This window comes from Minwuia sp., assembly GCF_048007105.1.
Lineage (GTDB): Bacteria > Pseudomonadota > Alphaproteobacteria > Minwuiales > Minwuiaceae > Minwuia.
The window spans coordinates 1,800,634-1,814,378 of record NZ_CP180352.1 but is presented as its reverse complement, the minus strand read 5'-3'; the positions used below and the strand labels follow the sequence as shown (position 1 = coordinate 1,814,378).

Sequence of the window (13,745 nt, the reverse complement as noted above, 5' to 3'; positions counted from 1 at the left end):
CCATGACCAAGGAAGTGCTCACCCATCCCGTGCTGCAGCAGATGGTGGACCGGGGCAACGTGCCCCTGTCGCTGGCGACGCGCGGCGCCGGACTGATCTTCGTTTCCGGCCTGCCGCCGGTGGATCTGACGACGGGTCAGTTGATCGAGGGCGGCATCGAGGAGCAGACGCGCGCCTCGCTGGAGGCGATCCAGGCGGTGCTGGAGGCCAACGGCTCGTCCATGGACAAGGTGATGAAGTGCACCGTCTTCGCGGTGAACGCCGGCCAGTTCGACCGGGTCAACAGGGTCTATGCAGAGTTCTTTCCCGAAGATCCGCCCGCCCGGACCTTCGTGACGGTGGGATCGTGGCCCTGGGCCTTCGATATCGAGATCGAGGCGGTGGCGCTGGCCTGATCAGAACGACAGGCGCGCCAGTGCGGCCTGGAAGTTGGCGATCTGCTTCTGCAGTGCGGCCGGCGGCTGCTGCAAAAGGGCCTCCTGGCGGCGCTTGGCCAGCGGATCCTTTTCCCTGTCCTGCAGGAAGTCGAAGGCTTTCTCGATCTGGTTCAGGGCGAAGCCGAGATGGTCGCGCGCCTTCTCGGATGCCTCGAAGTCGAGCAGGTTGACGAAACCGCCGAAGCCCAGCGCGAACACGCTCTTGTCGTCGTCGACATCCTTGCCGTAGATGTCGCCCTCGCGCAGGCCGAGGCCCGGCAGCGCATCGAAACCGTCATTGCCGCCACGCAGGCTGATCTTGGAATCGCCCTTGGCCGTGATGCGCAGATACTCGAAGTCGCCGTCCTTCTTCACTTCGGCCAGACCGGAACTGCCGAGCACGCGGTTCACCTCGAAGGCGAGCCAGCGGATGGAGTCGTCGGCCTCGATCGTGATGCGGCGCTGCGGGCCGTCATCGACGCCGATCGAGAAGGTCATACCCGGACGTACGGAACTGCCGGCGGCGACGGTGCGTGAGCCGACATCGCCGATATTGCCGTGTCCGAGGCCCAGGCGGGTCAGCACGGAATCGCCGGTCTCGTCGACGACGATGCCGTTGGAATCCGCGCGGCCGTTGATGCCGGAATAGGTCTGCGTCTGAACCAGCGCGCCGTTCGCGTCCATCCGCGTGACGAAGCCGTCGCGGACACCGACCAGATTGTTGCCGTCGAGATCGCCTTCGGTCTCGCCAGTGACGTAGATCTCGCCGGTCGAGGTGACGTCGATCGCGCGGACCCGGTCGGTTTCGGCGGTGCCGACATAGGCGCCGAAGTCGATCGAGGCGGTCGCTTCGTCGATCCGGGCGACGAAACCGTCGGCGCCGCCCTGATGGGTCTGGCGTCCGTCGAGGCCGGCATTCGCCAGCCCGGCATCCGTGGTGTCGCCGCCGACGAAGATCTTGCCAGCGCCATCCACGGTGATGGCTGAAATGCGGGTGGTCTCGGAGACGCCGCCCACCGTGACGCTCTGGGTCGGACCGGCGGCGAGCTCGTCCACATCGAACATTTGGACGAAGCCCTGGCCGTCATCCTGCCCGCCGACATAGACCACGCCGTTGTCGACCGTGATCGCCGTAGCGCTCTCGTCGCCGGTGTCGCCGAACTGGTATTGGCTGACGACGGAACCGCTGGCGGCCGACAGGCGCTGGATATAGGCGTCCTGGCCGCCCTGATGCGTCTCGCCCGAGAGCGGACCGGCGGTGGCGCCGGCGACGATGACGTCGCCCGAGCTGTCGAAGGCCACGGAAAATGCGCCGTCCACGGCCTGGGGACCGGTATGGCGCGTCCATTGCGCCTCGCCGGAACTGTCGAACAGGGTGACGAAGCTGTTGATGCCGTTGTCCGGCGACCCGGAGGTCAGGGGCTTGTTGGCCCTGCCCGAGATCGCGATGGAGCCGTCGTCCGCGACCGCGAGGCCGTAGCCGTCCGCGGTGTCTGTCGCGCCGACCATGCGCCGCCAGACGACGTTGCCGGCAGCATCGAAGCGGGTCAGGAAGACATCCTTCTCGCCGCCGACGACCAGCCCGCCGATATCGCCGGTGGTCGTGCCGAGCGTGAAGATCTCGCCATTCGGCCCCTGCGCCGAGGCAAGCAGCTTCGAGTTGCCGTCCTCGACTTCGGTCTTGATGTCGTAGTTCTGGGTCATCGTCCCGGAGAGATCGGTGAACTTCCGGAATGAGCCCTTGGCGAACTCGTCATTTCCCGACGTTCCGGCCACATAGGCCGCCGCTTCGGCATCGATCGGCGACAGCGTCACCTCCTCCAGAATGGAGCGGGTGACCTTCAGGCCGAACTTCCCGTCGCCGTCGCCATAAGTGAAGAAGCGCGAGGCGATGCCGGCGGTCTCGAGTTCCTGGTTCAGATACTCCGAGATCGAACCCAGGGTCTTGTCGCCGGCGATGTTGTCCAGATCGATATCCAGATCGATCACGGTACCGTCGGTCTTCTCGACATTGATGTTGAACCGGCTCATGCCGCCGAGGCTGTCGATCGGCTCGGCCACGCTCGAGAACAGCCGCTTGCCCTCGTATTCCGAGCTGGCGCGCGGAATGCGGGCTTCGGTCTCCGTCCTGGTCTCGACCGGACCGGCGATGATGCCGAGATTGCCGAACTGGTTCTTGCCGATGAAATCGACGACGTCCTGTTCGTAACGTTCGAACTGTTTCTGCAACTGCCCGCGGACGAGATCGGCGCGCTTGTCCTCGGTGGCGAAGGCGGCCAGCGACTGCATGCGCTTCAGGCCCTTCCAGAGCTTGAACAGATTGGCCGAGGTCTTGTCGAGATCGGAGCGCAGACCGTCATCGGTGTTGGCGAACAGGTTCTTGCCCGACAGATGCTCGCCCAGCTTGTCCGGCAGGTTCAGCAGGGAGACCGGCTTGTCCCAGGGCGTCTGGACGGCGGCCCCGCGGTCGAAGCCGATCGAGGCGAACGCCTCCGGATTGCGCAGCAGGGCCTGAGTGGTCAGCTTCGAATTCATGGCGCCCTGAATCAGCGACGCATCCAGCTGTACCAGCGTGATGGTCCGGGTCTGCCCGTCGTTCTGATTGCCGAAAATGCCGACCATGGTCCTGTTGCCGCGAAATGGTTCTCCGCACCTGCACGGATACAGGCGAGCAATTAAGGACCCGTAAACGGCCATGCTTCACGGGCTGTTAACCGCAGCCTGCTTATCTGACGCCAGCATTGCATTCTCCGAAGCGGGAGCCGTGGACCATGAAGAAGATGATCGTTTTCGGCGCGCTGGGCCTCCTTCTGCTGGGCGGTGGCGGCGCCGCGGCCTTCATGATGATGGGCGGCAGCGACGCGAAGCCGCCGACCGCGGAAGAGATCGCGGCCGCGGCGGCCGCGCGCGAGCCGGTCTATCTGAGGATGGAAGGCCTGACGGCGCCGATCATCCGCACCAACCGGATCCGCCACTACATCTTCCTGAACGTCACCCTGGAGATGGCCGATACCTCGGCCCGGGACGAGGCGATGAAGATCCGGCCGCGCCTGCACGACGCCTTCCTGCGCGAGTTCTACTCCAAGTCGATCACAGACAAGGACGGGCGCGGCACCATCGATTTCGAATCCATCAAGCGCCGTCTGGCCAAGCAGGCCGACAAGGTGCTGGGCGAAAACCAGGTGCTGAACGTTCTCGTCACCCGGGCGGTGCGCGGCGCGGGCTGACCGGCCCGATTGCCTTCGGCCGCCGGAGCGACTATCTCCGGCGGCATGACTGATACCGGAACCATCCACGTCATCGGTGGCGGGCTGGCCGGCTCCGAAGCGGCCTGGCAGGCCGCCGAGGCCGGCGCCCGGGTCGTGCTGCACGAGATGCGGCCCGAGCGGAAGACCGACGCCCACCAGACATCGGGCCTGGCCGAACTGGTCTGCTCCAACTCCTTCCGCTCCGACGACCACGAGCACAATGCCGTCGGCCTGCTGCACGAGGAAATGCGCCGCTGCGGGTCGGTGATCATGGCCTCCGCGGACCGGCACAAGCTGCCGGCGGGTGGCGCGCTGGCCGTCGATCGCGACGGCTTCTCCGACGCCGTCCAGGCCGCCATCGAGGCGCATCCCAACATCATCGTCGAGCGCGGTGAGATCGCCGGCCTGCCGCCGGCGGACTGGGGCAACGTCATCGTCGCCACCGGACCGCTGACCTCGCCGGCGCTGAGCAAGGAGATCCTGGAGCTGACCGGCGAGGACGCGCTGGCCTTCTTCGACGCCATCGCGCCCATCGTCGCGAAGGAGTCCATCGACTTCGACATCGCCTGGTACCAGAGCCGCTACGACAAGGCGGGTCCCGGCGGCGATGGCGCCGACTACATCAACTGCCCGATGGACGAAGCGCAGTACAACGCCTTCCTCGACGCCATCGACGAGGGCGAGAAGACCGAGTTCCGCGACTGGGAGAAGGACACGCCCTATTTCGAAGGCTGCCTGCCGATCGAGGTGATGGCCTCACGCGGCCGCGAAACGCTGCGCTACGGCCCGATGAAACCGGTCGGGCTGACCGATCCGCGGACCGGAAAATCGCCTCACGCGGTGGTGCAGCTCCGCCAGGACAATGCGCTGGGCACGCTCTACAACATCGTCGGTTTCCAGACGAAGCTGAAGTATGGCGAGCAGCGCCGCGTGTTCCGCATGATCCCGGGGCTGGAGAACGCCGAGTTCGTCCGCCTGGGCGGTCTGCACCGCAACACCTTCATCAACAGCCCCCGCCTGCTTGACCGGCAACTGCGCATGAAGGCGATGCCGCGTCTGCGCTTCGCCGGACAGGTCACCGGCGTCGAAGGTTATGTCGAAAGCGCGGCCATCGGTCTGGTCGCGGGACGTCTGGCCGCCGCGGAGGCGCGGGGCACGGAACTGCCGCCGCCGCCCGCCGAGACCGCCCTGGGCGCACTGCACGCCCACATCACCGGCGGTGCGGATGCATCCAGCTTCCAGCCCATGAACGTGAATTTCGGCCTGTTTCCGGAACTGAACCAGCGCTTCCGCGGACGGGACAAGAAGATGCAGAAACGCAAGGCGCTGTCGGCGCGGGCGCTGGCCGCACTCGCACCCTGGGCTGCGTCAGTCCCCGCTCACCAGCCCGAGGCGCTCGTGCCAGGCGGCGATTGATTCCTCCGGATAGCCACCGAACGACCGGTCCTTCGGACCAGGGCGGAAGTCGACCCAGTCCGGCCTGAAATCGAGCATCAGATGGACCCGCTCCGGCGGGACCGGAAGTGGCGTGTCGATTGCCGACGCCAGCGGATGCACCAGTTCCGGCCAGCGGCTGTCCCACAGCCAGAGATGGCTGCCGCACTCGCCGCAGAAGCTGCGTTTGGCATTGGAGAATGTGACCTCGCCGGTGGCCTCGTCCTCCAGCCGCGCATTGTAGACGCGGATATGCGCCTGCCCCTCGATCCGGAGCGTCCCGAAAGCCGCGCCCAGGTTGATGGCGGAACCGCCGCCACCGCCGGTCTTCCGGCAGATGCCGCAGTAGCAGACGTTGAACGGATAGGGGTGTGCGCTCTCGACGGTGAACCGGACGGCCTTGCAATGACACGAGCCCTCGAGGCGCATCCCTTCAGTCCTCCGCGATGGTGTCTTCCCCGCGCCGGATCATCGTGCCGACGCCATGCTCGGTGAAGGTCTCCAGCAGGACGACGTTCTCGATCCGCCCGTCAAGGATGGTCGCCGCGCCGACGCCCTGACGCACCGCATCGAGGCAGGTCTCGATCTTCGGGATCATGCCGCCGGTGATCACACCCTCGCCGCGCAGAACCAGCACGTCCTTCGGCGTCAGGAACGGCACAAGTTCGCCGTCCTTGTTCAGCACGCCGGCCACGTCGGTCAGCATGATCAGCTTCGCCGCGCCGAGCGCCGAGGCAATGGCGCCGGCCGCCGAGTCGGCATTGATGTTGTAGGTCTCGCCGTTCTTGCCGACGCCGATGGGCGCGATGACCGGGATCAGCGTGTCCAGATCCATCGCGTTGAAGATATCGGGATTGATGTGGCGCGGTTCGCCGACGAACCCGAGATCGAGAATGCGCTCGATGTTGGAATCGGGATCGCGCTTGGAGCGGGTCAGCTTGCGCGCCTCGATCAGGTTGCCGTCCTTGCCCGACAGGCCGATGGCCATGCCGCCGGCCTGCTGGATGGAGGAGACGATCTGCTTGTTGATGGAGCCGGCCAGGACCATCTCGACGATATCGACGGTCTTGCGGTCGGTGACCCGCAGGCCGTCGACGAACTCGGATTCGATGTTGAGCCGTTCCAGCATCGAGCCGATCTGCGGGCCGCCGCCATGCACGACCACCGGGTGGATGCCGACCTGTTTCAGCAGCACGACGTTCTCGGCGAAAGCCTGGGAGAGGCGGTCGTCGCCCATGGCGTGGCCGCCATACTTGATGACGAAGATCTCGCCGGCAAACCGCTTGAGGTAGGGAAGCGCTTCCTGAAGCGTGGCCGCCTTCTTCGTCAGTTCCTCGTTCACGGCGTCTTTCCTCCCCCCGGGTCTGTCCTCGATTCGAAGTTATAGCCCCGGTGAGGCCGTGCGTGCCACCGTTGCCAGTTCAGCCCGCAGTTCCGCCAGGCCGTCGCCCTTCTCGCTGCTGGTCGCGAACAGCTTCGGATACGCGGCCACATGCGGGCGCAGCTTCGCTTCCGTCGCGTCGATCAGCCGCTCCAACTCGCCGCGTTTCAGCTTGTCGGTCTTGGTCAGAACCACCTGATAGACCACGGCCGACTTGTCCAGCATGTTCATGAAGTCCTCGTCGGACTCCTTGATGCCGTGGCGGGAATCGATCAGCAGGTTCACGCGGATCAGGTTGGGACGCCCCCTGAGGTAGTCGCGGATCAGGCGCGTCCAGGCATCGACGGTGCCCTTCGGCGCCTTGGCGAATCCGTAGCCGGGCAGATCGACCAACATCAGCTGCCCGCCGAGATCGAAGAAGTTGAGCTGCTGCGTCCGCCCCGGCGTGTTCGACGTCTTGGCCAGCGCCTTGCGGCCGGTCAGCGCGTTGATCAGGCTGGATTTGCCGACATTGGAGCGGCCGATGAAGGCGACCTCCGGCAGATCCGGCGCCGGCAACTGCGCCAGCCGAGCCACGCTCAACAGGAAGGTGCAGTCGCCGGCGAACAGGACCCGTCCGCTCTCGACCTCGGCCTCGTCGTCAGTCACCGGACTTGGCGGGCGCCGGCGGCTTCAGATTGGTCCGGCGCATGATGAACCACTGCTGCGCGATCGACAGCAGGTTGTTGAACGTCCAGTAGATCACCAGGCCGGCCGGGAAGGTGGCCAGGAAGAAGGTGAACACGATCGGCAGCATCATCATGATGCGGGCCTGCATCGGGTCCGGCGGCTGCGGGTTGATCTTCTGCTGGGCGTACATGGAGATGCCCATCAGCAGCGGCCAGACGCCGAGATGCAGGAAGTCCGGCGCACCCCAGGGGATCAGCCCGAACAGTTCGAACACGTTCGTCGGATCGCGGGCGGACAGGTCCTCGATCCAGCCGTAGAACGGCGCATGCCGCATCTCGATGGTGACGAAAAGCACCTTGTAGAGCGCGAAGAAGACAGGGATCTGCAACAGGATCGGCAGGCAGCCCGAAACCGGGTTCACCTTGTGCTTCTTGTAGAGCCCCATCATTTCCTGCTGCATCTTCATGCGGTCGTCGCCGGCGCGCTCGCGCAGCTTGACCATCTCCGGCTGCAGCGCCCGCATCTTCGCCATCGAGACGTAGGACTTCCACGCCAGCGGCAGGAAGGTGAACTTGACGACGAAGGTCACGGCGATGATCGCCAGACCGAAATTCCCCAGCAGGGTGTTGAAGAAGTCGATGGCGTGGAAGAAGGGCCGGGTCAGGAACTCGAACCAGCCCCAGTCGATCGCCTTGTCGAACAGGCGGATGCCCAGGTTCTCCTCGTAGGCGGAGATCATGTGGACTTCCTTGGCGCCGGCGAACAGCCGCGAGGACTGCTGCACCGTGCCGCCCGGGGCGACGTTCAGACCGTCGATCAGGTAGTCGACCTGATACTTGTCGATGCCGCCCTCGGCCCAGTGCCGGAAAGCGCCGTTGAAGGAATCGGTCTGATCCGGGATCAGCGCCGTCATCCAGTACTTGTCGGAGATGCCGATCCAGCCGCCGCCGGCCGAGCGTTCCTCGATCAGGCCGTCGTCCCGGAGGTCGCTGTAATCCAGTTCCTTCTTCTCCTCGAAGACGCCCAGCGGGCCTTCGTGAATGATGAAGAAGTCGCTGATGTCCGGTGTGCCGAGGCGCAGGACCCGCGCATAGGGATAGAGCGTCAGGTTCTTGTCGGTGCCGTTCTCGACCCCGTGGGTGACCCGGAACATGTAGCCGTTGTCGACCTCGATCCGCTGCGTGAAGCGGACGCCTTCGCCATTGTCCCAGGTGAGGGTGACCGGCTTGTCGGGGGTCAGTTCGGCATTGTCGGTCGTCCAGACGGACTCGGGTCCCGGCACTGCGGTGGCGTTGTCGCCGACCAGCCAGCCGGTCTCGATGAAATAGGGGCTGGGCGCGCTGGACGGATTGAGCAGTTCGACCGGCGGCGAGGTCGGATCGACGGTCGTGTGGTAGTCCTTCAGCGTCAGATCGTCGATGCGGCCGCCCTTGAGGCGGATGGATCCGTGCAGACGCGGCGAGTCGATCGCCAAGCGCTCCTCGGCGCCGATGACGGCGGCGCGGTCCTGCGGCAGGCTGAGCGCGGGCAGGTTCGGGGACCCGCCGGGGACGGCCGGCCGGGCGCCCGGCGCCTGCGGGGCGGTTCCCGGAGACGGCGCCGTCTGCGCGGTCTGCTGCGACTGCTGCTCCGTGTCCTTGCCGTCAGGCGTGAAGAAGAACTGGAAGCCCAGCAGGATCACCATCGACAGCACGATGGCGAAGATCAGGTTGCGTTGTTCCGACATTCGGCTTCAGCGTCCTTTGAGCGTTGTCCGGGGCGCACCCCCGTGCGGGGCGGGTTCGGGTACGGGATCGAAGCCGTGGCCGCCGAAGGGGTGGCAGCGGCCGATGCGGCGGACCGCAAGCCAGCCGCCCTTCACCGGGCCGTGCTTCGAGAGCGCTTCCAGCGCATAGGCCGAGCAGGTCGGCTGATAACGGCAGTTCGGCCCGAGCCAGGGCGAGATGACATAGCTGTAGAACCGGATCGGCGCCTGCAGCAGAAGGACGAGCAGCCGGGCGATCATTCGGCGGCTCCCTGCCGCAGCAGGCCGATGCGTTTCAACGAAAAATGGAGGTCGTCGCGCAGGTCCGCGAAGTCGCGATTCACCGTGGCGGCACGCGCGATCAGAACGTAGTCGTGACCGGGCTCCGCCCGCTCCTTCAGGACCGTATCGACAAGCGCCCGCAGCCGCCGCTTCGCGCGGTTGCGCCGGACGGCATTGCCGACCTTCTTCGATGCGGTGAAGCCAACGCGCATGTCCGGCCTGCGTTCTCCGTCCGGTTGAGCCAGACTGTCCGGCATGGGCTGGGCCTGCAGCACAAGGCCGGTCGATGCGGAACGCAGTCTGGCGCGGCTGAGCCTGAGAAAGTCGGCCCGTTTCTTCAACCGGCCGATCCGCATGGGCTGGCCGTCAGGCCGACAGCTTCTTCCGGCCCTTGGCCCGGCGGAGCCGCAGGATGCGCTGACCGCCTACCGTCGCCTTGCGGGCGCGGAAGCCATGACGGCGCTTACGCACGAGGTTGCTCGGCTGAAAGGTACGCTTCACGACAGGCACTCCTGGATCAGGGATCTTCGACAAAACAGCCACGGCCCGCGGGTCTCCCGGCAGGCGTGAGACGCGGTGTATATGAGGCGGTCACGGCCAAGTCAACCGCGGTGAGCTTCAAATTCGCACCGTACTGTCACAGTTAAATGAGCACGCCGGCAATGGAGACGACAATGCCCCGAACGATCGAGACCGACATCTGCGTCATCGGCGGCGGTTCAGGGGGCCTGAGCGTCGCCGCCGGCGCGGCCCAGATGGGTGCTCCGACCGTGCTGATCGAGGGTGGCAGGATGGGCGGCGACTGCCTGAACTACGGCTGCGTTCCCTCCAAGGCGATGCTGGCCGCGGGACATCACGCCAGCCTCTGGCGGCACTCGGGGGCCTTCGGCGTCGACGCGCCCCGGCCCGCCGTCGATTTCGGCCGGGTCAACGATCATGTCCGCGATGTCATCGCCGGCATCGAGCCGCATGACAGCCAGGAACGGTTCGAAGGCCTCGGCGTGACCGTGCTGCGGGACATGGCGCGCTTCATCTCCGGGGACGCGGTTCAGGCCGGCGATACCGTGGTGAAAGCCCGCCGCTTCGTGGTGGCGACCGGATCGTCGCCCGTCGCACCGCCGATCCCGGGCCTGGAGGAGACCGGCTATCTCACCAACGAGACGCTGTTCGACAACCGCGAACTGCCGGGCCACCTGATCATCATCGGCGGCGGTCCGATCGGGATGGAGATGGCCCAGGCGCATGCCAGCCTGGGCGCGCAGGTCACCGTGCTGGAGGCGTTCTCGGCTCTGGGCAAGGACGATCCGGAACTCGCCGCCGTCGCGCTCGACGCCATCCGCGAAAGCGGCGTCGCTGTCCGCGAGGGCGTGAAGATCGCGCGCGTCGAGCCCGGACCCGTCGTTGTTCTCGAAGACGGCAAGGGCGGCGAGGAGCGGATCGAGGGCACGCACCTTCTTGTCGCCGCGGGTCGCCAGGCCAATGTCCGGAAGCTCGATCTGGAGAAGGCCGGGGTCGACTATTCGCCGAAGGGCATCGTCGTGGACCGGGGTCTCAGGACCAGCAACCGGAAGATCTACGCCATCGGCGACGTCGCGGGCGGCCTGCAGTTCACTCACGTCGCCGGCTGGCATGCCGGTCTCGTCATCCGCAGCGCCCTGTTCCGCCTGCCGGTGAAGGCGGATACCGGTGCGATCCCGTGGGTGACCTACACCGATCCGGAACTGGCCTGGGTCGGGCTGCAGGAGAAGCAGGCCCGCGAGAAGCATGGCGACGGGGTACAGGTGCTGCACTGGGGCTTCGACGAGAATGACCGCGCCCGCGCCGAACGCCGGACCGAAGGCCGGGTGAAGGTGATCTCGTACAAGGGCAGGCCCGTCGGCGCAGGTATCGTCGGCGCGCATGCGGGCGAACTGATCGGACCCTGGGTGCTGGCCATCAACAAGGGGCTGAAGCTCTCCGACATGGCCGGCTTCGTTGCCCCCTACCCCACGCTCGGCGAAGTCAGCAAACGGGCGGCCGGCAGCTACTTCACCCCGACACTGTTCTCCGAGCGCACCCGCAAGGTGGTGAAGTTCCTGCGTCTGTTCGGCTGAGGTCCGCCATGCGCGGGCTGCACTTGGCCCGTGCCTGCCGCCTGCCCCACAATGTCCCGGGAGACAGAAGGGGAGGACGCCGATGGCGCTGTCGCAGGAACACATCATCTACGAGGTCGAGCGCGGCCGCGCCCGGATCACGCTGAACCGGCCCGAGAAGCGAAACGCACTGTCCATCGCGCTGCAACGAGAACTGAACGAGGCGCTGTGGGAAGCCGACAACGACAAGGAAGTGCACTGCGTCATCCTGAAGGGCGCGGGCAAGTCCTTCTCGGCGGGCTACGACCTGACGCCGGGCCTGAACACCACCCCGACCGGGGAGCGGGCCGGCGCGACCTACCGCGAGGGTGGCATCTACGCCAATCCGACCGTCGACGACGATATCTGGCGGCTGGAGCAGGGCCAGCGGATGCGCATGGCCCTGTTCGACATGCACAAGCCCTCGATCGCGCAGGTGCACGGTCACTGCCTGGCCGGCGGCACCGATCTGGCGCTGCTCTGCGACATGGTCATCGCAGCTGACGACGCGACGATCGGCTTTCCGCCGACGCGCGACCTCGGCTCGCCGCCCAATCACATGTGGCTCTACAATTGCGGCCCGCAGTGGGCCAAGCGGCTGCTGCTGACCGGCGACACCGTGACCGGCGAGGAAGCGGCGCTGATCGGGCTGGTGCTGAAATCCGTGCCGGCCGACCTGCTGGAGGCCGAGGTCGAGGGCCTGGCCGACCGCCTGGCGAAGATCGATCCCGATCTGCTGGCCGCCAACAAGCGCATCGTCAATCTGGGCGTCGAACTGATGGGCGGGCGGACGCTGCAGCGGATCACTGCCGAGAACGACGCCCGCGGCCATCTGGCGCCGGGCACCCTCGCCTTCCGCAAGAACGCGAACGAGAAGGGCCTGAAGGCGGCGCTGAAGGAACGCGACGGCCAGTTCGGCGACGGCCGCGCCCGCGTCCGCGGTCCGGAGACACGCGACGAGGATGGCAATCTGGTATGATCTGATCGGCGGTTTCGTGTTCGTGTCCGCCCGGTGTCCGGCCCGTGTCGTGGTGGCCGCGGCCCGGGATTCCTAGGTGTTGGGAGCAATCGACCAATGAGGAAGATCATGAAACTCCGTCAACACCGTATCGACCGCGGATGGTCGCAGGAACAACTCGCCGAACTCTCGGGGGTGAGTGCGCGCACCATCCAGCGGATCGAGAATGGCGGCAATGCAGGGCTGGACACGCTCAACAGCCTCGCCGCCGCATTCGGAACCGATGTCGCGGTTCTGACCTTGGATGACAATCCTTCCGGCGAGGCCATCGCTTCAGACCCGCAGGCCGATACCGAACTGCAGACGGAGGAACGTGTGAATCGCCGCCGTGACCGGCGGAAGCGGGAATTCTACATCCATCTGGCCACCTTCATTCTGATCATGCCGTTCCTGCTGGCGCTGAACGTCACGCTGACGGCCGGATATTACTGGGTCGTCTGGCCATTCCTCGGGTGGGGCGCTGCCGTGGCGCTGCATTGGATCATGGTCTTTCCGATGCGCGGATTCATGGACGCCGAATGGGAGGAAGAGCAGTTCAACCGGCCAGCTTGAACTGCCGTCGTCCCCGATCAAGTCATGCCCGATGGTTCAGGGTAATCCCGCCCGCCCGGTCTCGACCTCGACGACCTCGATGCGTCCGGCCGATTTCCCGGCGATGCCGGGGCCACTGTCCTCGTTGGTGATGATGAACAGGTGCTTCCCGGCCGGTCCGCCGAGCATGCAGGCATAGGCGCCGCGTTCGCCGAAGGGGATCTGGTCGAGGATCCTGCCGCCTTCCGCATAGCGGACGATGCGCTTGCCGCGCGGGTCGGCGACCCAGATGGCGCCCTCGGCGTCCAGGCAGATGCCATCCGGCACCCCCTGCTCCATCTCCGCCCAGAGGCGGCGGTTGGAGAGGTTCCCGTTGCCGTCGACATCGAAGGCCGTCAGCCGCATGCCGAAGGTCTCGCCGACGATCAGCGTCTTGCCGTCCGGCGTGATCACCGTGCCGTTCGGAAAGGTCAGGTCGCCGGCCGCCTCGTGGATCGAACCGTCGGGATCGACGCGCCACATGCTGGTCGTCTTCAGTTTCTCGCCCTTGTGGCGCTCGAAGCCGAAATTGCCGACATAGGCGCGGCCCTGAGCATCGACGACCATGTCGTTGCAGGGCGCCGACACCCGGTCCGACAGGTCCGCCACCTCGTCCAGCGCACCGCCGCGGAAGCGCAGCAGCTTCCGGTCCAGCATGGACACGATCAGCAGGCTGCCGTCCGGCGCGAAGCCGAGCCCCGAGGGCTGGTTCGGAACGGTGACGATGTCCTTCACCTCACCGGCCAGATTCACGGTGCGGACGTGATGGGCGTAGAAGTCCGAGTACCAGAGCCGGTCCTGATGCCAGCGCGGCCCCTCGCCGAACCTGAGCCCGTCGACCAGCGTCTCGGGTATGCGTGACATGAGATTCT

Annotated in this window: 15 protein-coding genes; 6 read left to right on the top strand and 9 right to left on the bottom strand. The window is 66.1% G+C overall.

Annotated elements, in window-relative coordinates; all coding sequences use genetic code 11:
- Window positions 1-2: 2 nt before the first annotated feature.
- Window positions 3-395, top strand: coding sequence for a RidA family protein (locus ACMVY4_RS08780; RefSeq protein WP_416899783.1), 393 nt, complete (start codon window positions 3-5; stop codon window positions 393-395).
- Here ACMVY4_RS08780 and ACMVY4_RS08775 read toward each other — a convergent pair whose 3' ends face one another.
- Window positions 396-3,038 (bottom strand): hypothetical protein, encoded by a 2,643-nt coding sequence (locus ACMVY4_RS08775; RefSeq protein ID WP_416899782.1) that lies wholly within the window; start codon window positions 3,036-3,038, stop codon window positions 396-398. It abuts the gene before it with no gap.
- A 149-nt stretch (window positions 3,039-3,187) separates the two neighbouring features.
- Between ACMVY4_RS08775 and ACMVY4_RS08770 the strand changes: the two genes are divergently transcribed.
- The gene (locus ACMVY4_RS08770; protein WP_416899781.1) at window positions 3,188-3,643 is read left to right on the top strand and encodes a flagellar basal body-associated FliL family protein; all 456 of its coding nucleotides are present in this window, start codon (window positions 3,188-3,190) and stop codon (window positions 3,641-3,643) included.
- Between the two features lie 33 nt (window positions 3,644-3,676).
- Complete coding sequence (gene trmFO / locus ACMVY4_RS08765) at window positions 3,677-5,080, top strand: methylenetetrahydrofolate--tRNA-(uracil(54)-C(5))-methyltransferase (FADH(2)-oxidizing) TrmFO (protein ID WP_416900282.1); 1,404 nt, start codon at window positions 3,677-3,679, stop codon at window positions 5,078-5,080.
- On the opposite strand, the gene ACMVY4_RS08760 is transcribed toward trmFO, so the two are convergent.
- Genes ACMVY4_RS08760 through rpmH form a run of 7 tightly spaced genes read right to left on the bottom strand, consistent with a single transcriptional unit; the run spans window position 5,033 to window position 9,675 of the window.
- Window positions 5,033-5,527: a GFA family protein gene (locus ACMVY4_RS08760; RefSeq protein WP_416899780.1), complete on the bottom strand. Its 495-nt coding sequence runs from the start codon at window positions 5,525-5,527 to the stop codon at window positions 5,033-5,035. The two genes, trmFO and ACMVY4_RS08760, sit on opposite strands and share 48 nt — an antisense overlap.
- Window positions 5,528-5,531: 4 nt before the next feature.
- Window positions 5,532-6,440, bottom strand: a complete 909-nt coding sequence (gene argB, locus ACMVY4_RS08755; protein WP_416899779.1) for an acetylglutamate kinase — start codon at window positions 6,438-6,440, stop codon at window positions 5,532-5,534.
- Window positions 6,441-6,479: 39 nt separating this feature from the next.
- A complete protein-coding gene (yihA, locus tag ACMVY4_RS08750) occupies window positions 6,480-7,127 on the bottom strand; it encodes a ribosome biogenesis GTP-binding protein YihA/YsxC (RefSeq protein WP_416899778.1) in 648 nt (215 codons plus the stop codon).
- Window positions 7,120-8,874, bottom strand: coding sequence for a membrane protein insertase YidC (yidC, locus tag ACMVY4_RS08745; protein WP_416899777.1), 1,755 nt, complete (start codon window positions 8,872-8,874; stop codon window positions 7,120-7,122). The genes yihA and yidC overlap by 8 nt, the downstream gene beginning before the upstream one ends.
- 6 nt (window positions 8,875-8,880) lie before the next feature.
- The gene (gene yidD, locus ACMVY4_RS08740; RefSeq protein WP_416899776.1) at window positions 8,881-9,153 is read right to left on the bottom strand and encodes a membrane protein insertion efficiency factor YidD; all 273 of its coding nucleotides are present in this window, start codon (window positions 9,151-9,153) and stop codon (window positions 8,881-8,883) included.
- Window positions 9,150-9,515 carry a ribonuclease P protein component gene (rnpA, locus tag ACMVY4_RS08735; RefSeq protein ID WP_416899775.1) on the bottom strand — a complete coding sequence of 122 codons (366 nt, stop codon included), beginning with the start codon at window positions 9,513-9,515 and terminating at the stop codon, window positions 9,150-9,152. Before rnpA ends, yidD begins: the two co-directional genes overlap by 4 nt.
- Before the next feature lie 25 nt (window positions 9,516-9,540).
- Entirely contained in the window at window positions 9,541-9,675 is a 135-nt protein-coding gene (rpmH, locus tag ACMVY4_RS08730) for a 50S ribosomal protein L34 (RefSeq protein WP_416899774.1), read from the bottom strand.
- A gap of 173 nt (window positions 9,676-9,848) precedes the next feature.
- Between rpmH and ACMVY4_RS08725 the strand changes: the two genes are divergently transcribed.
- The 3 genes from ACMVY4_RS08725 to ACMVY4_RS08715 all read left to right on the top strand — a co-directional run bounded on the left by ACMVY4_RS08725 (window position 9,849) and on the right by ACMVY4_RS08715 (window position 12,855).
- Window positions 9,849-11,267: a dihydrolipoyl dehydrogenase family protein gene (locus ACMVY4_RS08725; RefSeq protein WP_416899773.1), complete on the top strand. Its 1,419-nt coding sequence runs from the start codon at window positions 9,849-9,851 to the stop codon at window positions 11,265-11,267.
- 82 nt (window positions 11,268-11,349) lie between these two features.
- The gene (locus ACMVY4_RS08720; RefSeq protein WP_416899772.1) at window positions 11,350-12,264 is read left to right on the top strand and encodes a crotonase/enoyl-CoA hydratase family protein; all 915 of its coding nucleotides are present in this window, start codon (window positions 11,350-11,352) and stop codon (window positions 12,262-12,264) included.
- A gap of 108 nt (window positions 12,265-12,372) precedes the next feature.
- Window positions 12,373-12,855: a 2TM domain-containing protein gene (locus ACMVY4_RS08715; RefSeq protein ID WP_416899771.1), complete on the top strand. Its 483-nt coding sequence runs from the start codon at window positions 12,373-12,375 to the stop codon at window positions 12,853-12,855.
- Between the two features lie 36 nt (window positions 12,856-12,891).
- Here ACMVY4_RS08715 and ACMVY4_RS08710 read toward each other — a convergent pair whose 3' ends face one another.
- Window positions 12,892-13,737, bottom strand: a complete 846-nt coding sequence (locus ACMVY4_RS08710; RefSeq protein ID WP_416899770.1) for an SMP-30/gluconolactonase/LRE family protein — start codon at window positions 13,735-13,737, stop codon at window positions 12,892-12,894.
- Between the last annotated feature and the right edge of the window lie 8 nt (window positions 13,738-13,745).